The sequence below is a fragment of the Streptomyces recifensis genome (assembly GCF_002154615.1).
Classification (GTDB): Bacteria; Actinomycetota; Actinomycetes; order Streptomycetales; family Streptomycetaceae; genus Streptomyces; species Streptomyces griseoluteus.
The window spans coordinates 1-19,994 of sequence record NZ_MUNH01000216.1 but is presented as its reverse complement, the minus strand read 5'-3'; the positions used below and the strand labels follow the sequence as shown (position 1 = coordinate 19,994).

The 19,994-nt window shown below is 69.7% G+C and carries 20 protein-coding genes; 9 read left to right on the top strand and 11 right to left on the bottom strand.

Features of this window, described 5'->3' with window-relative positions; translation table 11 throughout:
• The 3 genes from CCN33_RS13030 to CCN33_RS13020 all read left to right on the top strand — a co-directional run.
• The coding region (locus CCN33_RS13030; protein ID WP_244173780.1) for a phosphatidate cytidylyltransferase at nt 1–995 on the top strand (995 nt) is incomplete at its 5' end.
• 242 nt (nt 996–1,237) lie between these two features.
• Nucleotides 1,238–1,747 (top strand): hypothetical protein, encoded by a 510-nt coding sequence (locus tag CCN33_RS13025; protein ID WP_086693793.1) that lies wholly within the window; start codon nt 1,238–1,240, stop codon nt 1,745–1,747.
• A 741-nt stretch (nt 1,748–2,488) separates the two neighbouring features.
• Nucleotides 2,489–2,980 (top strand): cupin domain-containing protein, encoded by a 492-nt coding sequence (locus CCN33_RS13020; RefSeq protein WP_086693792.1) that lies wholly within the window; start codon nt 2,489–2,491, stop codon nt 2,978–2,980.
• 259 nt (nt 2,981–3,239) lie between these two features.
• On the opposite strand, the gene CCN33_RS13015 is transcribed toward CCN33_RS13020, so the two are convergent.
• The 3 genes from CCN33_RS13015 to CCN33_RS32005 all read right to left on the bottom strand — a co-directional run bounded on the left by CCN33_RS13015 (nt 3,240) and on the right by CCN33_RS32005 (nt 4,782).
• A complete protein-coding gene (locus CCN33_RS13015) occupies nt 3,240–3,446 on the bottom strand; it encodes a hypothetical protein (RefSeq protein ID WP_086693791.1) in 207 nt (68 codons plus the stop codon).
• A gap of 256 nt (nt 3,447–3,702) precedes the next feature.
• Entirely contained in the window at nt 3,703–4,290 is a 588-nt protein-coding gene (locus CCN33_RS31560; RefSeq protein ID WP_140394528.1) for a hypothetical protein, read from the bottom strand.
• A gap of 318 nt (nt 4,291–4,608) precedes the next feature.
• A complete protein-coding gene (locus CCN33_RS32005; RefSeq protein WP_167387844.1) occupies nt 4,609–4,782 on the bottom strand; it encodes a hypothetical protein in 174 nt (57 codons plus the stop codon).
• A 374-nt stretch (nt 4,783–5,156) separates the two neighbouring features.
• On the opposite strand from CCN33_RS32005, the gene rlmN reads away from it, so the two are divergent.
• The 4 genes from rlmN (at nt 5,157) to CCN33_RS12995 (ending at nt 10,240) form a co-directional block, all read left to right on the top strand.
• Nucleotides 5,157–6,263 (top strand): dual-specificity RNA methyltransferase RlmN, encoded by a 1,107-nt coding sequence (gene rlmN, locus CCN33_RS13010; RefSeq protein ID WP_086693790.1) that lies wholly within the window; start codon nt 5,157–5,159, stop codon nt 6,261–6,263.
• A 229-nt stretch (nt 6,264–6,492) separates the two neighbouring features.
• Entirely contained in the window at nt 6,493–7,566 is a 1,074-nt protein-coding gene (locus CCN33_RS13005; RefSeq protein WP_086693789.1) for a thiamine ABC transporter substrate-binding protein, read from the top strand.
• Between the two features lie 50 nt (nt 7,567–7,616).
• A complete protein-coding gene (locus CCN33_RS13000; protein ID WP_086693788.1) occupies nt 7,617–9,218 on the top strand; it encodes an ABC transporter permease in 1,602 nt (533 codons plus the stop codon).
• A complete protein-coding gene (locus tag CCN33_RS12995; RefSeq protein ID WP_086693787.1) occupies nt 9,218–10,240 on the top strand; it encodes an ABC transporter ATP-binding protein in 1,023 nt (340 codons plus the stop codon). The genes CCN33_RS13000 and CCN33_RS12995 overlap by 1 nt, the downstream gene beginning before the upstream one ends.
• A gap of 73 nt (nt 10,241–10,313) precedes the next feature.
• On the opposite strand, the gene CCN33_RS12990 is transcribed toward CCN33_RS12995, so the two are convergent.
• From CCN33_RS12990 to CCN33_RS12955, 8 genes are all read right to left on the bottom strand, one after another.
• Nucleotides 10,314–11,018, bottom strand: coding sequence for an LAETG motif-containing sortase-dependent surface protein (locus CCN33_RS12990; RefSeq protein ID WP_167387843.1), 705 nt, complete (start codon nt 11,016–11,018; stop codon nt 10,314–10,316).
• Between the two features lie 158 nt (nt 11,019–11,176).
• Nucleotides 11,177–12,304: an LOG family protein gene (locus CCN33_RS12985; protein WP_086693785.1), complete on the bottom strand. Its 1,128-nt coding sequence runs from the start codon at nt 12,302–12,304 to the stop codon at nt 11,177–11,179.
• Between the two features lie 46 nt (nt 12,305–12,350).
• Complete coding sequence (locus tag CCN33_RS12980; RefSeq protein WP_086693784.1) at nt 12,351–12,908, bottom strand: chloramphenicol phosphotransferase CPT family protein; 558 nt, start codon at nt 12,906–12,908, stop codon at nt 12,351–12,353.
• Nucleotides 12,909–12,918: 10 nt separating this feature from the next.
• On the bottom strand, nt 12,919–13,326 hold the full coding sequence (locus CCN33_RS12975; protein WP_086693783.1) for a VOC family protein: 408 nt from the start codon (nt 13,324–13,326) through the stop codon (nt 12,919–12,921).
• Between the two features lie 104 nt (nt 13,327–13,430).
• Nucleotides 13,431–14,687: a hypothetical protein gene (locus tag CCN33_RS12970; RefSeq protein WP_086693782.1), complete on the bottom strand. Its 1,257-nt coding sequence runs from the start codon at nt 14,685–14,687 to the stop codon at nt 13,431–13,433.
• Nucleotides 14,669–15,409, bottom strand: coding sequence for an ABC transporter ATP-binding protein (locus CCN33_RS12965; protein ID WP_086693796.1), 741 nt, complete (start codon nt 15,407–15,409; stop codon nt 14,669–14,671). Before CCN33_RS12965 ends, CCN33_RS12970 begins: the two co-directional genes overlap by 19 nt.
• A 180-nt stretch (nt 15,410–15,589) precedes the next feature.
• Entirely contained in the window at nt 15,590–16,954 is a 1,365-nt protein-coding gene (locus tag CCN33_RS12960; protein ID WP_086693781.1) for an aspartate aminotransferase family protein, read from the bottom strand.
• Between the two features lie 2 nt (nt 16,955–16,956).
• A complete protein-coding gene (locus CCN33_RS12955; RefSeq protein WP_167387842.1) occupies nt 16,957–17,475 on the bottom strand; it encodes an Lrp/AsnC family transcriptional regulator in 519 nt (172 codons plus the stop codon).
• A gap of 207 nt (nt 17,476–17,682) precedes the next feature.
• Between CCN33_RS12955 and CCN33_RS12950 the strand changes: the two genes are divergently transcribed.
• Together CCN33_RS12950 and CCN33_RS12945 are read left to right on the top strand one after the other, a co-directional pair.
• A complete protein-coding gene (locus CCN33_RS12950; RefSeq protein ID WP_086693780.1) occupies nt 17,683–19,131 on the top strand; it encodes a gamma-aminobutyraldehyde dehydrogenase in 1,449 nt (482 codons plus the stop codon).
• A 47-nt stretch (nt 19,132–19,178) separates the two neighbouring features.
• A partial coding sequence (locus CCN33_RS12945) for a substrate-binding domain-containing protein (RefSeq protein ID WP_140394527.1) occupies nt 19,179–19,994 on the top strand: 816 nt, incomplete at its 3' end.

Genomic DNA, 19,994 nt, shown 5'->3' with positions numbered 1-19,994 from the left:
GGTACTGGGGGCCCACCGTGGGTGGGCCTGTCCAGGGGGCTGTCACGGCGGGTCCCGCATACGATGCGCCCGAGGCGCCGCAGACTCGCCCCATGCCCAGCGTGCCCGACGTACCCGCGTATGGCGGAGACCAGGACGACGACCCGATGCCTGACGCCCCTCAGCCGGTGCCCGTGCCGAAGAAGACCGCGGGCCGTGACCTGAGCGCGGCCATAGGCGTCGGCGTCGGGCTCGGCGTGGTCATCATCGCCTCGCTCTTCGTCGTCAAGGCCGTGTTCGTCGGTGTGGTCGCCGTCGCGGTGGTCGTCGGTCTGTGGGAGCTGACCAGCCGGCTCCAGGAGCGCAAGGGGATCAAGGCACCCCTGGTTCCGCTCGCGGTGGGCGGTGCGGCCATGGTGGTCGCCGGTTACGCGCGCGGCGCCGAGGGTGCCTGGGTCGCCATGGCCCTCACCGCGCTGGCCGTTCTGGTCTGGCGGATGACCCAGCCGCCGGAGGGCTACCTCAAGGACGTCACGGCCGGTGTCTTCGCCGCGTTCTACGTGCCGTTCCTGGCGACCTTCGTGGCGATGATGCTCACCGCCGACGACGGTGCCTGGCGGGTGCTGACGTTCCTGCTCCTCACCGTGGTGAGCGACACCGGCGCGTACGCGGTCGGCTGGCGTTTCGGGAGGAACAAGCTCGCTCCGCGCATCAGTCCCGGCAAGACCCGCGAGGGCCTGCTGGGCGCGGTCGCCTTCGCCATGGTCGCCGGCGCGCTGTGCATGCAGTTCCTCATCGACGACGGCGCCTGGTGGCAGGGCCTGGTCCTCGGCCTCGCGGTCGCGGGCAGCGCCACGCTGGGCGACCTCGGCGAGTCGATGATCAAGCGCGACCTCGGCATCAAGGACATGGGCACCCTCCTCCCCGGCCACGGAGGAATCATGGACCGCCTGGACTCCTTGCTCCCCACGGCACCGGTGGTGTGGCTACTGCTGGTGGCGTTCGTGGGGTCCTGACCCCGCTCACGTCCCGTGGGCCCCGCTCTCCCTCCGAGAGCGGGGCCCAGTGCGTTGTCCGCCCACTCAGGCTGCCGCTTCCTGACGCTGCCCCGCGCATGCGCGTCAACAGTCCTTTCGGAGATGCCGACTCAGCGGCGGGGCGGGAACTTCCAGCCGTTGCGCCTCAGCTTGCAGAGGACGGACACCGCACCGAGTGGAGGTAGGTACCGTCTCCGCAGACGATCACAGGGGAGGGGCACATGTCGGGTGATCTCCAGTTCAGTTGGAGTCTGACCGGAGCCGGTTGGGCGACGTACCGTATTGCCGACGGTGAGTCGGAGCAGAAGTGCAGTCCGAGTTACTGCACCAATGCTCTTGCTGACCTGCTCAGGGGCGTTGCGGGGCTGTACGGAACTGACGCTGCTCGGCGGATCTCCTTCGACCTGGAGCCCGCAGAAGTGAGGTGGGTTCTCAGTAGCCGCGGGACAGATGTCGAGATCGGCATCTACGCGTTCCCTGACATGTCCGCGAGCTTCGACCTGCCGGACGACGACGGCGAGCTCTTGTGGAGCTCACTCCAGTCGCGCAGCGCTTTCGGGCACGTGGTCATGGAAGCCGCGCAAGGTGTCCTACGGCTGCATGGTGAGGACGGATACCGGAAGAAGTGGATGCTGCACCCCTTTCCCGTCAACGAGCTGGGAGAGCTTCGTCGTCTCCATCTGAAAGGGGACGCTTGCGATCTCCCACACGATTTGCCGCCCTCGGGATGAGTCGTTCCCGCTGAGCGTGCATCACGGGTTCGGACCGGAACGCGGCCCTGCGCGCGATCGCCCCCGTCCCTGGGCCGTGCGAGGCCGGCCACCACCGACAGACGGCACCCACGGGTGAGGATGCGTCCACATCGGCCGTTTCCGATTGTGGAGTGGAGTGGAGTGGCTACGCCGGGTATTTGAGCATGAAGGCACGGACGCCGTCGATCAGGAGCCGCACCTGTTGCGGGTCGTACTCGTCCCAGTCGCCGTGCGCAGCCTTGTTGCGTAGATCCATCCAAGCCATCAGCTGCTTCTGTTGCAGCGTCCCGTAGACCCCCTCCTTCCTGAGATCAGCACACACACCGTGGAGCGGGCGTGGTTCATGGCGTCCAGGTGGAGCGCGCCACTGTACGAACGACCTGGACGCCATGGGCCGCGTCTGCTCGGCTCTGCCTGGGTCGACGGCGGACGGGATGGGAGCTGGGGTAGGTGGTGGGTGATCGACCTCAGCCAGCTCGGGCCATGCGAGCTGCAAACTCATCCAAGCTAAGGAAGTAGCGGGCATGGGTGCGAAGGCGGCTCCACAGAGCGGTCTTCAGAAAAAGAAGGTTTGCTGAAGGGAGCGCGCAGCTTCCGGCGGATCGGCTCCGCGGCCCAGCGCGTGGTCGATTCGATCGGGGTCAGCTCAGTGGGTGCTGCATGGCGCCCGCCCAGGCTCCTCCCGTTCGGTACTTAACGCCGGCCCGAAAGGAAGTCGCCATGTCCTACCCAGAACCCCGCTATTTCGGCGAAAGGGGCCAGGTCAGAGCGATGTTCCTACCTGCATCCTCGCAACCCGGAACTGGTTCCAGCGACTTCGGGATCAGCTACGTGGCCAAGCAGGAGAACACCAACGGCGAGTTCGGCCTGTACAAGATCGACATGGGGCCGAAGGCCATGGGCGCCACGGAACACTTTCACCGTACGATCTCCGAGTCCTTCTACGTCCTGTCCGGCGAGGTCCGGCTTTACAACGGCGAACACTGGGTCACAGGAGGCGAGGGAGACTTCCTCCACGTACCGGCCGGCGGGCTGCATGCCTTCCACAACGACAGTGACGACCCAGTGTCGCTGCTGCTGCTCTTCACACCGGGAGCTCCCAGGGAGGAGTACTTCGAGAAGGTGGCGGAGTACTCACAGCGCAGCCGCAAAGAGCTGAAAGCCTTCCGGATCAGGCACGACCAGTACAACACCGACATGCTCGATGACTAGGCTGCACCGAGTGCTGGGGTCCCTGCGCCACGCCCGGGACTGCCCTAAAGCGGCCCGTCAGTCCCCGACCGAGGCCAACAGACGTGTACCTGGTGACACCAACGGCTGACACCAACATAGGCGAACGCAGCCGGACGAGAGCGGCCTTCAGCGGTCGGCGGACCGTCGTCAGGCTAGGAGTTTCCCAGTCCCCACGGGGGCTGTGAGCGACCTGATAAGGAAGCGGACGAAGTGCAAAGCGCTCCGGGTGAAGTCCGGATCAGTCTTCGGGGTCGTGGAAGTACACCGTGAGGCTCGGCCAAAGGCCGTCCGCAGTGACCTCCGTATGCATGACGAGATCCTGAACCTGAACCGAGCCGCGGCTTTCGATGGAGTCTGCGACTCTACGGAGCAGCGCGGGCACGTCATCCTGCCCGGTTCCCGCCGGGTTGGCCTGAGAGAAGTGTTTGATCGTCCACGATTCCATGTGCTCATGATCGCGCAAGCGCCGGCCGTCATGCTGTCCCGTCCAGGCAGACGATCCAGGGGAGCCGTACAGCAGCGAAGTACAGCAACCTCCGCGCCTCCGAACGACCGCCACCAGGCCCAAGCAGCCAACTGACGCGCCTGGGAGACCTCAGCGACCACCATGCCCATAGTTCGCATCGAGGGGCAGCATCGCGCAACGCCGGCACGGGGCGCCCTTCTCAACCGATGAGCGGCGCCCCACAGGCTTGACTCGGTCATTGAGACTCCGCCGACCGCGCCGTTTGCCCTCCGAAGCCAGGAGCGTCGCCGCCGAGCGCATGCCTAGCCTGTGCAATGAACGCTAGGCGTGCCTGGTCAATGGCAGTCCGGGCCTGACGCATAGCAGGCGAATCCAACTGTCCGAGCGCTTGATCAGAGCCCATATGCTGACCGCTGAGCTCAGCGCAGATTGTCAGCATGGACCAACATGCCTTGACGAGTTCGTCAGCTACGGCACTCACCGTAGCCGGACCCTCTAGGGACACAGCTGTGGCCGCTGCACGAAGGCGGAAGAGCGACGCCTCGGCTTCAATGACGTCCTCAACAACTTGGGTCCCCGGGGAAGTACCAGGAATGATCTTGCTTATTCGGCTGAGGGCCCGATCTGTCTCGTGCAACTTACTGAGGAGCTCAGCGTAAACCCCACGACGTGCGTCGCGATGCATGATCCCGCGCTGTTCATCACGATCCGCTTCCTTGCTCAGACGTTCTTGACGCCCCTTGAGTAGGGAGAATGCACCAGTAAGGACAACACCACTGAGCGCACTGGCGGCGCTGATCAGCGCGACGGTCTGCTCGGACACGATGCCATCTAAGCCGACGACTGCCAGGCGCGAGGTATGAAGCAGTGATGTTCGGACACTCTCGGGTGGAGGCCCGGCCGCTTGCCTACGAGACTCCTTGGGCCCGCGAGGCATCCGTCGTCTGTGAAAGGCGACGCACCCCGGCGTGCCCGATGGAACAGCGACTGGTGGGGACTCGCGGGGAACCTGGGGGAGCACACCGGAAACGCCCAGGTCAGTACCTCCCCAGTGAACGCCGAAGGCCCAGGCACGGGGCTGTTTCCCTCTTCCTGGGTCTTCGGCCGTTCCTGGGGCGCGTTTAAGCCTGCGGCAGCGCGCTCAGCGCTTGAAGGAGCCCTTGGCCTGTTCCTTCGTGCCCCGCATTTTGCCTCGTGCTTCGAGAGCGGCGCCTTTCGCCGCGAGCGTTTCCTTGTGCATCGCGTGGGCTGCCGTCCGCACGGTCCTTCCGACGATCTGTTCGGCCTTCGTCTTGGCCCGTTCTCCGGCGCTCATCTCGGTACCTCCGTGGGTCTCCCTGGCCGTGTGCCCCTTGAGACAAAGGGTGAAGCCACCCTTGCGGGCCGCGTTGGCAAGGGGCGGCTGAGATCCCCACGGGCCCGACGCGGAGGGGTTCCAGATCCGCTCCCACCTGGGTGATCGCTTCTATGCCATCGTGGCGGCGGCGTCTCGCCATGGACGGTCTGCTTCGCGTGAGGGGATCGGAACGATGACAGTGGCAGCTCAGCCGGGGACGTGCAGCCCTGTCGGCTGGGCCGTCTCTGGGCCGTCCGACGCCGCTCAATGGCGACCACCGACGCCTACTAATGACAGTCGTAGTGAGCGGCAGCCGCAGGTCACCCAAGTGGATCTGCGACACTGGTACAGCCATGCCTAAGCCCGGAGAACTTACTTTCGTTGCCCCCCGCGGAGCCAAGAAGCCGCCGCGGCATCTCGCTGATCTTTCGCCCGCCGAGCGGAAGGACGCTGTCGCGGAGGCGGGGGAGAAGCCGTTTCGTGCCAAGCAGCTCTCGCAGCACTACTTCGCGAGGTACGCGCACGACCCCGAGCAGTGGACGGACATCCCGGCCGGCTCGCGGGAGAAGCTGCGGGAGGCGCTGTTCCCGGAGCTGATGTCGGTGGTCCGGCACCTGGCCACGGACCAGGGCACCACCCGTAAGACCCTGTGGCGGCTGTTCGACGGCACGCTCGTGGAGTCGGTGCTGATGCGGTACCCGGACCGGGTCACCATGTGCATCAGCAGCCAGGCCGGATGCGGGATGAACTGTCCGTTCTGCGCGACCGGGCAGGCGGGGCTGGACCGGAATCTGTCCACCGCCGAGATCGTGCACCAGATCGTGGACGGCATGCGGGCGCTGAGGGACGGCGAGGTGCCCGGCGGGCCCGCCCGGCTCTCGAACATCGTCTTCATGGGCATGGGTGAGCCGCTCGCCAACTACAAGCGCGTGGTCGGCGCCATCCGGGCCCTCACCGACCCCGCCCCCGACGGCCTCGGGCTGTCCCAGCGCGGCATCACCGTGTCGACGGTCGGCCTCGTCCCCGCCATCCACCGCTTCGCCGACGAGGGCTTCAAGTGCCGGCTGGCGATCTCCCTGCACGCCCCCGACGACGAGCTGCGCGACACCCTCGTCCCCGTGAACACGCGGTGGAAGGTGCGCGAGGTGCTGGACGCCGGGTTCGAGTACGCGGAGAAGTCCGGCCGCCGGCTGTCCATCGAGTACGCCCTGATCCGGGACATCAACGACCAGGCGTGGCGCGGCGACCGGCTCGGCCGGATGCTCAAGGGCAGGCCCGTGCACGTCAACCTGATCCCGCTCAACCCCACCCCCGGCTCCAAGTGGACCGCCTCCCGTCCCGAGGACGAGAAGGCGTTCGTGGAGGCCATCGCCGCGCACGGCGTGCCGGTGACCGTCCGGGACACCCGCGGTCAGGAGATCGACGGGGCGTGTGGGCAGCTCGCGGCCACCGAGCGGTAACCTGAGCCGGTCAGTACAACGTCATACCAGTCATACATCTGCATATTCCGACAGGGGAGCGCCACAGCGCTGAGAGTGCGGCAACCAGGCCGCAGACCCTCTGAACCTCGCCCAGGTCATTCTGGGTAGGAAGTTCGGTCATCACTCAAGCTGTTGTGCCCTGCCCGGCCTCCCGCGCGGAGTCCGGGCAGGGCCGCGTCTCTTCCTGGCCCACCCAGGAGGACCACCAGTGCACACCAAGACCTTCGTGGCCGCGGCGGTCGGCCTCGGCCTGCTCACGCTCTCCGCGTGCGGGTCCACCGACACCAAGGGGGCCGCGGACACCAGGACCGTGACCCTTGTCAGCCACGACTCGTGGGCCGCGTCCAAGAACGTGATCGCGGACTTCGAGAAGCAGTCCGGCTACAAGGTGCGCGTCCTCAAGGACGGCGACGCCGGGCAGGCCGTCAACAAGGCGGTCCTCACCAAGGACAACCCGCAGGGCGACGTCTTTTTCGGCGTCGACAACACCCTGCTCTCCCGCGCCCTCGACAACGGCCTCTTCCAGCCGTACGCCGCCAAGGGCCTCGGCCAGGTCGACCCCGCCTTCCAGCTCGACGCGGCGAGGCACCGTGTCACGCCGGTCGACCACGGCGACATCTGCGTCAACTACGACAAGGCGTACTTCACCGAGCACAAGCTCAAGCCGCCGCGGACCTTCGCCGACCTCGCGGACCCGAAGTACAAGAACCTCCTGGTCACCGAGAACGCCGCCACCTCCTCGCCCGGCCTCGGCTTCCTGCTCGGCAGCGCGGCCGGTTACGGCGACAAGGGCTGGGAGGGGTACTGGAAGAAGCTGAAGGCCAACGGCGTCAAGGTCGTCGACGGCTGGGAGCAGGCGTACTACCAGGAGTTCTCCGGGTCCTCCGAGGGCAGGAAGGCGGGCGGTGACCGGCCGCTCGTCGTGTCGTACGCCTCCTCGCCGCCCGCCGAGGTGATCTACGCCAAGAAGAAGCCGAAGACGGCCCCGACCGGCGTCTCGGACGGCACCTGCTTCCGGCAGGTCGAGTTCGCCGGCCTGCTGAACCACGCGAAGAACCCCGCGGGCGGCAAGGCGTTCCTCGACTTCCTGCTGTCGAAGCAGTTCCAGCAGGACATGCCGCTCAACATGTTCGTGTACCCGGTCACCAAGGACGCGAAGGTCCCCGCCGAGTTCACCGAGTACGGGCCCGCCGCCAAGGACCCGGCGACCATGGCGCCCGAGAAGATCGCCGCCAACCGCGACCAGTGGGTCAGCTCGTGGACGTCACTCGTTCTGAAGTAGCGCGAGCAGCCCGACGGCGAGGCCGCGGGAGCGCGGCGCGGCTGGGGCTCATGGCCCTGCCCGTCGCGTTCTTCGCGCTGTTCTTCGCCTGGCCCGTCGCCGCGATCACGGCGCGCGGGCTCAAGGCCGACGGCACCTGGCACCTCGGTCGGTTCGCCGAGGTGCTGGGCCGCTCCGACATCCGGCACGTGCTCTGGTTCACCACCTGGCAGGCCCTCGCCTCCACCGCGCTCACCCTGCTGATCGCGCTGCCCGCCGCCTGGGTCTTCGCCCGGCTGGAGTTCCCCGGCAAACAGGTGCTGCGGGCCGTGGTCACCGTGCCGTTCGTACTGCCCACGGTGGTCGTCGGCACCGCGTTCCTCGCCCTGGTCGGCCACGGCGGACTGCTGGACGAACTGTGGGGCGTCCGGCTGGACACCACGGTGTGGGCGATCCTCCTCGCGCACGTCTTCTTCAACTACGCCGTCGTCGTCCGCACCGTCGGCGGGCTCTGGGGACAGCTCGACCCCCGGCAGGAGGAGGCCGCCCGGATGCTCGGCGCCTCCCCGCTGCGCGCCTGGCGCCAGGTGACCCTGCCCGCGCTGGCGCCCGCCGTGGCCGCCGCCGCGCTGATGGTCTTCCTGTTCACCTTCACCTCCTTCGGCGTGGTCCAGATCCTCGGCGGCCCCACCTTCTCCACCCTGGAGGTGGAGATCTACCGCCAGACCTCCGAGGTCTTCGACCTGACCACGGCCGCCGTCCTCACCCTGGTCCAGTTCGCCGCGGTCGGCGCGATCCTCGCCGTGCACGCCTGGACGGTACGGCGCCGGGAGACCGCGCTGCGCCTGGTCGACGCCTCCGTCACCGCCCGCCGTCCGCGCGGCGCCGGCCAGTGGGCGCTGCTCGGCGGGGTGCTCGCCACCGTCGCGGTGCTGCTGGTGCTGCCGCTCGGCGTGCTGGTGCGCCGCTCGCTGGACGCGCCGGGCCTCGGCTACTACCGGGCACTGACCGACGCCGACGGCGGTACGTTCCTGGTGGCGCCGCTGCACGCGGTGTGGACCTCGCTGGAGTACGCGGTCGCCGCCACCGGTATCGCCCTGGTGGTCGGCGCCCTGGCCGCCGCGGCGCTGGCCCGCCGGGACGCGGGCCGGCTGATGCGCGGATTCGACGCGCTGTTGATGCTCCCGCTCGGCGTCTCCGCCGTGACGGTCGGCTTCGGCTTCCTGATCGCGCTGGACGAGCCTCCGCTGGACCTGCGCCAGTCCTGGTTCCTGGTCCCGCTCGCCCAGGCGCTGGTCGGCGCCCCCTTCGTCGTACGGACCATGCTGCCGGTGCTGCGGGCGGTGGACACCCGGCTCAGGGAGGCGGCGGCCGTGCTCGGGGCGTCGCCCTGGCGGGTGTGGCGGGAGGTCGATCTGCCGTTGGTGCGGCGGGCTTTGCTGATCGCGGCGGGGTTCGCGTTCGCGGTGTCGCTCGGCGAGTTCGGGGCGACCGTGTTCATCGCCCGGCCCGACAATCCCACCCTGCCGGTCGCGGTGGCCCGGCTGCTGAGCCGGCCGGGGGAGCTGAACTACGGCCAGGCGATGGCCCTTTCCACGATTCTCATGGTGGTCTGTGCGGCCGCGCTGCTCCTGCTGGAGCGGCTGCGCACCGACCGGACGGGGGAGTTCTGATGCTGCTGAGCCTTGAGGAGGCGACCGTCCGTCTCGGCGGGCGGCCGGTGCTCGACACGGTGGACCTCGGTGTCGCCGAGCACGAGGTGGTGTGCGTGCTCGGGCCCAGCGGCAGCGGCAAGTCGACGCTGCTGCGAAGCGTGGCGGGTCTCCAACCCCTGTCGTCGGGGCGGGTGTTGCTGGGCGGCCGGGATCAGGCGGGGGTGCCCGCGCACCGGCGCGGGGTCGGCCTGATGTTCCAGGACCACCAGCTCTTCCCGCAGCGGGACGTGGGCGGCAATGTCGCCTTCGGGCTCCGCATGCACGGCATGCCCAAGGGCCAACGGGAGCACCAGGTAGAGGAGTTGCTGGAGCTGGTCGGGCTGCCCGGCGCGGCCCGGCGGGCGGTGGCCGGGCTGTCGGGCGGGGAGCAGCAGCGGGTCGCCCTCGCGCGGGCGCTCGCACCCCGGCCGAGGCTGCTGATGCTGGACGAGCCGCTCGGGCAGCTGGACCGCTCGCTGCGGGAGCGGCTGGTGGTCGAACTCCGCGAACTCTTCAGCCGGTTGGGCACCACCGTGCTCGCCGTCACCCACGACCAGGGCGAGGCGTTCGCGCTGGCCGACCGGGTGGTGGTCATGCGGGACGGGCGGATCGCGCAGTCCGGGACCCCCCTTGAGGTGTGGCGCAGGCCGGCCGACGCCTTCGTGGCCCGCTTCCTCGGCTTCGAGAACGTGGTTCCGGCGAGCGTGACCGGGGCGGCCGCCGACACCCCGTGGGGCAAGCTGCCCGTGCCCGAGGGGTCACCGCAGGGCGCCGGGGAGTTGCTGGTGCGGCCCGCCGGGGTGCGGCTCGTGGGCGTCGGCGAGGGGCTCGCCTGTACGGTGACCGCCCGCACCTTCAAGGGCACCCATGTGGCGCTCCGGCTCCAGCCGCGCGACGGCGGTCCGCACCTGGAGGCGGCCTGCCCGCTGCGCGAGGCGCCGGAGACTGGCGCCGAGACCGGGGTGGAGTTCGAGGCGGCGGAGACCGTCGTACTCGGCTGACCGGCGAGAAGACAGCGGCCCGCCCCCGTGCGTGACGGGGACGGGCCGCTGTCGGCTACGGCGGGCGGAAGCGTCAGCTACCGCTCTTCGCGCCACGGCGGCGCATGCCGAAGTACACCGCGCCACCGCCGACGACGACGAGGGCACCGGCGACACCGGCGATCAGGCCGGTGTTGGAGTTCGCACCGGTCTCGGCCAGGTTGGAGTCACCGATCGCCGCGGAGGGGGCGTTGCTCGGCGCCTCGGACACCGGCGCGGCGGCGCTGCTGCTCTCGCTCGCGGACGGGGTGGCGCTGTCCTCGGCCGGAGCCGACGCGGACGGGGTCGGCGCCGGGGACTCGGAGGCGGGCGGCGTCGGGGAGGGGGACTCCTCCTTCTTGCACGCGGTCGCCGGAGCCGTCAGGTTGGGCTCGATGTTCTTGTTGTCGATGAAGCGGGGCACGTTGACGTTGACGCGGTAGACCGCGCCGGGCGCCCAGTCCTCGTCGAAGACGATCGTGGCGCCCTCCTTGGTGCCGGTCACCACCTGCTCGCCGATCTTCTTCTCGTCGGCGCCGTTGTTCTCCAGGAACACCGAGACGGTGGCCTTCTGGCCGGAGAAGTCGCGGTCGGTGACGGTTATCTGGCCCTTCTCACCCTTGCACGTGGCCTCGGCCTTGAACTCGCCGATGTTGCAGGCGAGAGCCTGACCGGAGACACCCAGGACCAGGGCGGCCGACGCGGAGGCCAGGCCCAGGATGCGCACGGAGCGGCGCGCGTTACGGCGGGATATGGACAAGTCATGTCCTTTGCTGAGTGCAGAACTGCGGGGGGCTGACGGGGAGTTGGAGCCGCGGACGGAGCGGAGCCCCAGCATCCCCACAAGACACACAGGTTTATAAGCGCGCCATAAGCGTGTCAATGCGTAGGCGGTCAACGGGCGTTGACTTTACCTTCTTATTGCCCGGCGAGACGTTTCAACGCGTCGGAAGCCAGCTCGATCCGGCCAACCAGGGCGATACGGGACTCCATCGGCCGTTCCCGTGCCAACGCCCGCAGCAGTGGCCAGGTGGGGAGCCTCTCGGTCCAGTGCTCCTCGTCCACCAACACCATGGGCGTCGGATTGCCGCGCGAGCCGTAGTAGTTGGGCGTGGCGTTGTCGAAGATCTCCTGTACGGTCCCGGCCGCGCCCGGCAGGAACACCACCCCGGCGTTGGAGCGGGCCAACAGGCCGTCCTCGCGCGTGGCGTTGGCGAAGTACTTGCCGAGGTGGGAGGCGAACGCGTTGGGCGGCTCGTGCCCGTAGAACCAGGTCGGGATGCCCACCGAGCCGCCCCCGTCCGGCCAGCGTTCCCGCACCTCGAAGGCGGCCCGCGCCCAGTCCGTCACGGACGGGGCGAACGAGGGCGCCTTGGCCAGAATCCGCAGGGCCTCGGTCAGCATCCCGTCCTCGAACGGGGCCGCGTACGCCCCGAGGTTGGCCGCCTCCATCGCGCCCGGTCCGCCCCCGGTCGCCACCGTGAAGCCGGCGCGGGCCAATTCGCGGCCGAGCCGGGCCGCACCCGCGTACTCCTCGGTGCCGCGGGCCATCGCGTGGCCGCCCATCACGCCCACCACCCGTGCGCCGGTGAGGAGTTCGTCCAGGGCGTCGGAGACGGAATCGTCGTGGACCGCGCGCAGCATCGAGGCGAGGATGTCGCCGTCGGACTTGGTCCGCTGGAACCACGCGTACGCCAGCGCGTCCGGCGTCGCCTCGTATCCGTCGGCCAGCGAGGCGAACAGCTCCTCGGGCGTGTAGACGAACCCGCGGTACGGGTCGAAGGGCAGGCCCGGCACCGAAGGGAACACCAGGGCGCCGCCGGCGGTGAGGTGCGCGGCCGCGCCGAGGTGCATGGGGCACCCGAGGAAGACGGCGCCCGTGGTGTCCAGCCGCAGCAGGTCCTCCGTACGGCCGGTCAGGTCGACGGCCTGCACGCGGAACCCCGCGAGTGTCCCGTGCGCGGCGACGACGGCGTCGAACTCCGCCAGCGACTCGATCTCGTGGTCCGGGGCGACCTCTTCGGGCCGGGCGGGTATCGGAGGCATCCGCACATGCTAGTGCGGTCCCGTCCCCCTCCCCGGTCCCGCCTCATCACTCGACGGAGTACCGGGCCCGCAGCCGGCTGAAGGCGGTCGGGCTCGGCCGGTGGGGGAGGAAGTCCCGGATGCGCTGGGCGCAGGCGCGCGGCGACGCGGTGCTCGTGTCGCACTCCAGGTCGTAGTCGCCGTGGGCGTGGACGAGGTCGTACTGCAGGGCGGCGAGGCCCGCCTCCCGGTCACCGCGGGCCCGCTCGCGCCGTTCCAGCTCCTCCCGCGGGCAGTGGACGCCCACGAAGAGGACGTTCTCGGGGGGCAGTACGGCCAGGCAGTCGGTGAGCCGCCATGGCTCGCTGAGTACGTGGTCCACCACCAGGTCGTTGCCCACCTCGGCCATGGCCGCGACCGAGCGGTGGAAGCCGAGGCGGGTACGGCGCAGCGCGGCGTCGAACTCCTCTCCCGACAGCTCCCGTCGGGCCCGCATCGCGTTGAAGGCGTCCACCGAGAGGTGGGAGTACACGCCGTCGTCCAGGAGGCCGAGCAGCTCGCGCGCGATGCTCGACTTCCCGGAACTCGACGTGCCGTTGAGGAAGATGATCCGGCCGGGTGTCATGCGTGCATGCTCACCCCTGGACGGCGGCCGGGTCCATCCACATGACCTCCCAGGTGTGGCCGTCGAGGTCGTCGAAGGCGCGGCCGTACATGAAGCCGTGGTCCTGGGTCGTCCCGTGCGAGGTGCCCCCCGCCGCGATGGCCTTCTCCACCAGCTCGTCCACCTTCTCCCGGCTCTCCGCGCTCAGACAGAGCAGGGTCTCGCTCGAGGTGCGGGAGTCCACGATCTTCTTCTGGGTGAACTGGGCGTAGTGCGCGGGCGAGAGGAACATGGCCACGATGGTGTCGCTGATCATCACGCTGACCACGTCGTCCGTGCTGAACTGCTCGTTGATCCCGTAACCCAGGTCGCTGTAGAACTTCCGGGTGGCGGGCACGTCGGCGGTGACCAGGTTCACGAAGATCATCTGCTGGTACATCGGTTCTCCCCTGCTACAAGTGCGCGAGCTGCTTTCGCCGGTATAGACGACGGGCCGCCGGAGAACTCATCGGCGGCCCGCGAACTTTCTTTCCCGCTCGTCCCTCAGCGCGCCGGCGGCAGCGCCGACAGGTAGGCGATCAGCAGGGTGAGCGGTACGAACAGGGTGATCAGTGCGGCGGCCCGCAACGCGGCGGAGCCCCGCAGCATGGTGGCCGGGGCGCCGAGTCGGAGCAGCGCGGCCGTGGTGCCGGCGCGGGACTGGCGGGTCTCGACGGCGGCCGTCAGCAGCGTGGCCAGTGCGCAGCCGCCGACCACCAGCGTGGCCACGGTCGACAGCGGGCCGAAGGCGGCGGCCGGCTGGTCGTACATCGCGGTCGTGGCGAGCGCGGCCGACGTCACCGCGCAGACCACCCCCAGCGGGCGCCCGATCCGTGTGGCCTCCGACATCAGCACCCGCCCCGCCAGCAGCCGCAGCGCGCCGGGCTGCGCCGACTGGAGCACCCGCCCGCACAGGTAGGTGAGGCCCGGCGCGGCCAGGACCAGTCCGAGCGCGGTGAGCAGCCAGCCGGCCAGCACCGCCGCGCCCTCCACGGGCAGCGCCAGCAGGGACGCCGGAGCGGCCCGGTTCGCGTACGCCTGTACGGCGAGGCCCGCCGCCAGGGCGGCCACACCCCAGGGGAAGCCCGCCGGGGCCTCGCGGGGCGGCGGCGCGACGGTCAGCACGTCCGACCAGCCTTCGGCCCCGGCTTCGACCGGCGCTTCCGCCGAGGCGGGCGCCTCCGTCCGGTGCAGGACGGCGTGCCAGCGGGCGCCGAAGGACGCCGTGCCCTTCGCGGCGGGCCGGCGCGGGTCCCGGGGGCGCAGGCTGAGCGCCACCGCGCCCGAGGCGGTGAGCGGCAGCAGCGCCAGCAGCGTCAGCGCGGCCGGTACCGGCAGCGGCCGGTCGGCCGCGAGGAACTGCGCGCCCTTCCCGTCGATGGGCAGCCCCGACAGGTCGCCGCGCAGATGCAGGAAGAACAGCAGGGCGACCATCGAGCCCAGCGTGCAGGCGAGCAGAGTGGTCAGCGCGGACACCGCCATCAGCCGGCCCGGCCCGAGCCCCACCGCCGACAGCCCCGGCCGGGGCCGGGTCCCGGGGTCGGTACGGGCCACCGCCAGCGCCAGGTACACCGTCGCGGCGAGCGGCACCACGCACCAGGCCAGGCGCAGCGCCGCCGCGCCCGGCGTCTGGGGGTGGCCCATCGCGTAGCCGAGGGAGCCGAGCAGCAGGAAGCCGGTGCCCGCCGAGGCGGCCGCCACCAGCAGACGGCGCAACTGGACGGCGGGCCGGGCCGCGCGGGTCAGACGGAGAGCGAGCACGCCGCCCGGCCTTCCGTGTCCGGGGCGTCGGGGAGGTGCACGGTCTTCACCCGGCGCCCGTCCAGCAGCGAGACCGAGCGGTCGGCGAGGGCCGCCGTCTCCGGGTCGTGGGTGGCGAGGACCACCGTGATGCCGTGCGAGCGGGCCGCCGTCGTCAGCGTGCGCAGGACGTGCCCCCGGTCGGCGCGGTGCAGCGGTGCGGTCGGCTCGTCGGCGAACAGCACCGTCGGTCCGGGGGCCAGCGCGCGGGCGATGGCGACGCGCTGCCGCTCCGCCTGGAGCAGTTCGTGCGGACGCTTCCTGGACTTGTCGCCCACGTCCAGCCGCTCCAGCCATTCCATCGCGGCCACCTTGGCGCGGCGACGGCTGGTCCCACGCAGCATCAGCGGCAGCGCCGCGTTCTCCCAGACGTTCAGCTCCGGCACGAGCGCCGGGGCCGGGTCGATCCAGCCGAACCGGTCGCGGCGCAGCTTCTCGCGGGCCATCGGGCCCAGGGTGTGCACGGGGGAGCTGTTGAACCACACCTCGCCCCCGTCCACCCGGACCTGACCGGACAGACAGCGCAGCAGGGTCGTCTTGCCGCTGCCGCGCGGGCCGCCGACCGCGAGGATCTCGCTCTCCCGGACGCCCAGCGAGATGCCGGCGATGCCGGGGGAGCCGTCGGGATGCTTGAAGTGCAGGGAGCGTGCCCACAGCACGTCGTTGTCCGGCGGAGCCTCCATGGCGTACACCTCGGTTCTGATCCGTTTTCCCGTGTCCTTGTGCCCTGTTCGGGGGAACGAAGACCGGGCCGATCGGTCACTGGGCACGCTAGGCAGCACCGAGGAGGAGGCGGCACAGCACACGGCCCCGGGCCGCCGTTCTCACTCGAACGGGCGGCGCCGGGGCCGGGGCCGGCGGGGTCAGAGCTTGGTCCACGCCTCCGTCAGGGTCGCGCGCAGGATCTGCTCGATCTCGTCGAACGTCTCCTGGTTGGCGATCAGCGGCGGGGCCAGCTGGATCACCGGGTCACCGCGGTCGTCGGCACGGCAGTACAGGCCGTTCTCGAACAGGGCCTTGGAGAGGAAGCCGTACAGGACGCGCTCGATCTCGTCCGCGTCGAAGGACTCCTTGGTGTTCTTGTCCTTCACCAGCTCGATGCCGTAGAAGAAGCCGTTGCCGCGGACGTCGCCGACGATGGGCAGGTCGTGCAGCTTCTGCAGGGTGCGCAGGAAGGCGCCCTCGTTGTCCAGGACGTGCTGGTTCAGGCCCTCGCGCTCGAACAGGTCGAGGTTGGCGAGGCCGACCGCGGCGGAGACCGGGTGGCCGCCGAAGGTGTAGCCGTGCAGGAAGACGTTGTCGTCCCGGTAGAACGGCTCGGCGATCCGGTCGGAGACGACGGTCGCGCCGATCGGGGAGTAACCCGAGGTCATGCCCTTGGCGCAGGTGATGATGTCGGGGACGTAGCCGAACTTGTCGCAGGCGAACATCGTGCCCAGGCGGCCGAAGGCGCAGATGACCTCGTCCGAGACCAGCAGTACGTCGTACTGGTCGCAGATCTCGCGCACCCGCTGGAAGTAGCCGGGCGGCGGCGGGAAGCAGCCGCCGGCGTTCTGCACCGGCTCCACGAAGACCGCGGCGACCGTCTCCGGGCCCTCGAAGAGGATCTGCTGCTCGATCTGGTCGGCGGCCCAGCGGCCGAACGCCTCCGGGTCCTCACCGTGGATCGGGGCGCGGTAGATGTTGGTGTTCGCCACCTTGTGCGCGCCCGGCACCAGCGGCTCGAAGGGCGCCTTCAGCGCGGGCAGGCCGGTGATGGACAGGGCGCCCTGCGGGGTGCCGTGGTAGGCCAGCGAGCGGGATATCACCTTGTGCTTGGCGGGCTTGCCGACCAGCTTGAAGTACTGCTTGGCCAGCTTCCACGCGGTCTCCACGGCCTCGCCGCCGCCGGTGGTGAAGAAGACCTTGTTGAGGTCGCCGGGGGCGTAGCCGGCCAGCCGCTCGGCCAGCTCGATCGCCTTCGGGTGGGCGTAGGACCACACCGGGAAGAAGGCCAGCTCCTGCGCCTGCTTCAGCGCGGTCTCGGCCAGCTCCACCCGGCCGTGCCCGGCCTGGACCACGAACAGGCCCGCCAGGCCGTCGAGGTACCGCTTGCCCTTGTCGTCGAAGACGTGGGTGCCCTCGCCCCGCACGATGGTGGGGACGGGCGAGTTCTCGTACGACGACATGCGGGTGAAGTGCATCCACAGGTGGTCGTACGCGGTGCGGCTGAGGTCCTTCTGCGTCACGGTTATCGGGTTCCCCACATATAGGTCTGCTTCTTGAGCTTGAGATAGACGAAGCTCTCGGTGGAGCGGACGCCGGGCAGGGCCCGGATACGCCGGTTGATCACGTCCAGCAGGTGGTCGTCGTCCTCGCAGACGATCTCGGCGAGGACGTCGAAGGAGCCCGCGGTCATCACCACGTACTCGACCTCCGACATGGCGCTCAGCGCGTCCGCGACGCCGTCCACATCGCCCTCGACATGCACTCCGACCATCGCCTGGCGGCGGAAGCCCACGGTGAGCGGGTCGGTGACCGCCACGATCTGCATCACGCCCTGGTCGAGCAGCTTCTGCACCCGCTGGCGCACCGCCGCCTCGGAGAGGCCGACCGCCTTGCCGATCGCGGCGTAGGGCCTGCGGCCGTCCTCCTGGAGCTGCTCGATGATGGCGAGGGAGACGGCGTCCAACTGCGGAGTGCCGCTCCTGGACTCGCGGGCGGAGTCCCTGGGTTCTGTGCTTCGACTGGCCACGGCCTCACTCTGCACGACACCTCGACAGTTTCGCAAGGCTCGATCGATGAAATTCGTTGTTTCCGACCTTGTGGTGTGCGGATTTCGCAGTACGCGTGGTGGCGGGGGTGTTGAAAACGTGGGTGTCCCGACTAGGGTTGGGGTGTCTCAGCCACCGGACAGCCATGCGGCCCTCCGGGGCGGGGACAGCTCGAACCCTCGAACCAGATCAGGAGGCCGGCAGTGAGCACCGAGCCGCGTGGGCTGCGCAAACTCCGGAACTATGTCGCCGGTGAGTTCCGGGACGCCGCCGATGGACGGACCACCGAGGTGGTCAACCCCGCCACCGGTGAGGTGTACGCGACCGCGCCGCTGTCCGGGCAGGCGGATGTGGACGCCGCCATGGACGCGGCCGCCAAGGCGTTCCCGGCCTGGCGCGACGCCACCCCCGCCGAGCGGCAGAAGGCCCTGCTGAAGATCGCCGACGCGTTCGAGGAGCGGGCCGAGGAACTCATCGCGGCCGAGGTGGAGAACACGGGCAAGCCCGTCGGGCTCACCCGCTCCGAGGAGATCCCGCCGATGGTCGACCAGATCCGCTTCTTCGCGGGCGCGGCCCGGATGCTGGAGGGGCGCTCGGCCGGCGAGTACATGGACGGCCTGACCTCGATCATCCGCCGCGAGCCGATCGGCGTCTGCGCGCAGGTCGCGCCGTGGAACTACCCGATGATGATGGCCGTGTGGAAGTTCGCCCCGGCCCTCGCCGCGGGCAACACGGTCGTCCTCAAGCCCTCGGACACCACCCCGGCCTCCACCGTCCTCATCGCCGAGATCATCGGCTCGGTCCTGCCGGCGGGCGTCTTCAACGTCATCTGCGGCGACCGCGACACCGGCCGCATGATGGTCGAGCACCCCACCCCGGCGATGGCCTCCATCACCGGCTCGGTGCGCGCGGGCATGTCGGTGGCCGAGTCCGCCTCCAAGGACCTCAAGCGGGTCCACCTGGAGCTGGGCGGCAAGGCGCCGGTCGTCGTCTTCGAGGACACCGACATCCCCAAGGCCGTCGAGGACATCTCGGTGGCGGGCTTCTTCAACGCCGGCCAGGACTGTACGGCCGCGACGCGTGTCCTCGTCCAGGAGTCCATCCACGACGAGTTCGTGGCCGCGCTCGCCAAGGCCGCGTCCGAGACGAAGACCGGCCAGCCGGACGACGAGGACGTGCTCTACGGCCCGCTGAACAACCCGAACCAGCTCAAGCAGGTCGCCGGCTTCATCGAGCGGCTGCCCGCGCACGCCAAGGTCGAGTCGGGCGGCCACCAGGTCGGCGACAAGGGGTACTTCTACGCCCCGACCGTGGTCTCCGGCCTGAAGCAGGACGACGAGATCATCCAGAACGAGGTGTTCGGGCCGGTCATCACCGTCCAGTCCTTCACCGACGAGGACCAGGCCGTCGAGTGGGCCAACGGCGTCGAGTACGCGCTGGCCTCCTCGGTGTGGACCAAGGACCACGGGCGTGCCATGCGCATGTCCAAGAAGCTGGACTTCGGCTGCGTGTGGATCAACACCCACATCCCGCTGGTCGCGGAGATGCCGCACGGCGGCTTCAAGAAGTCGGGCTACGGCAAGGACCTGTCGGCGTACGGGTTCGACGACTACACCCGCATCAAGCACGTGATGACGTCGCTGGACTCCTGACCCGGACCGGATTGTCCCTGCGGGGGACGGGGCGGCACACTTTCCGGGTGCTTCACACCTCTGTTCGTGGTTCCGCCCCCTCCCGCCGGTCCGTCCTGCGGGCCCTCGGGGGCACCGCCGCGCTCGGCGCGCTCGCCGGGTGCGGGGTGCCCTCGGCGTACGTCCGTCCCGGTGACCGCTCCGCCCCCGACCGGTCCGCCACCGACCACCGGCTGACCTGGTCGAACTGGCCGCTGTACATCGACACCGATGACGACGACGCGAACAGGCGGCCCACGCTGGACGCCTTCGAGAAGCGCACCGGCATCTCCGTCGACTACGTCGAGGAGATCAACGACAACGACGAGTTCTTCGGCAAGATCANNACGTACACCGTCCCCTGGCAGTCCGGCATCACCGGCATCGCGTACGACCGCCGCCGGCTCGGTCGCGAGATCCGGCACGTGAAGGACCTCTGGGCGAGCGACCTCAAGGGCCGGGTCACGCTGCTGTCCGGGCTCGACGAGGCGTTCGCGCTGCTGATGCAGGGCAACGGCGTGGACATCACCCGCTGGACGGCGGCCGACTTCCACACCATGTGCGACGAGGTGGAACGGGAGGTCCGCCGGGGCCAGATCCGCCGCTTCACCGGCAACGACTACACCAAGGACCTGGTCAGTGGCGACGTCCTCGCCTGCCAGGCGTACTCCGGCGACGTCATCCAGCTCCAGGCCGACAACCCCCACATTCGCTTCGTCGTCCCCGAGGAGGGCGCCGAACTCTGGTCGGACTCCCTGATGATCCCCGACCGAGCGATCCACAAGGGCAACGCCGAGCGCCTGATCGACTACTACTACACCCCCTCGGTGGCCGCCGAACTCGCC

Bases quoted from the DNA above. Each gene is read 5' to 3' on its own strand.
- CCN33_RS13020 (WP_086693792.1), top strand. From the start codon at position 2,489: ATGTCCTACCCAGAACCCCGCTATTTCGGCGAAAGGGGCCAGGTCAGA.
- CCN33_RS12995 (WP_086693787.1), top strand. From the start codon at position 9,218: ATGCTGCTGAGCCTTGAGGAGGCGACCGTCCGTCTCGGCGGGCGGCCG.
- CCN33_RS12980 (WP_086693784.1), bottom strand. From the start codon at position 12,908: ATGACACCCGGCCGGATCATCTTCCTCAACGGCACGTCGAGTTCCGGG.
- rlmN (WP_086693790.1), top strand. From the start codon at position 5,157: ATGCCTAAGCCCGGAGAACTTACTTTCGTTGCCCCCCGCGGAGCCAAG.
- CCN33_RS12985 (WP_086693785.1), bottom strand. From the start codon at position 12,304: ATGCCTCCGATACCCGCCCGGCCCGAAGAGGTCGCCCCGGACCACGAG.
- CCN33_RS12975 (WP_086693783.1), bottom strand. From the start codon at position 13,326: ATGTACCAGCAGATGATCTTCGTGAACCTGGTCACCGCCGACGTGCCC.
- CCN33_RS12965 (WP_086693796.1), bottom strand. From the start codon at position 15,409: ATGGAGGCTCCGCCGGACAACGACGTGCTGTGGGCACGCTCCCTGCAC.
- CCN33_RS13025 (WP_086693793.1), top strand. From the start codon at position 1,238: ATGTCGGGTGATCTCCAGTTCAGTTGGAGTCTGACCGGAGCCGGTTGG.
- CCN33_RS13000 (WP_086693788.1), top strand. From the start codon at position 7,617: ATGGCCCTGCCCGTCGCGTTCTTCGCGCTGTTCTTCGCCTGGCCCGTC.
- CCN33_RS32005 (WP_167387844.1), bottom strand. From the start codon at position 4,782: ATGAGCGCCGGAGAACGGGCCAAGACGAAGGCCGAACAGATCGTCGGA.
- CCN33_RS13015 (WP_086693791.1), bottom strand. From the start codon at position 3,446: ATGGAATCGTGGACGATCAAACACTTCTCTCAGGCCAACCCGGCGGGA.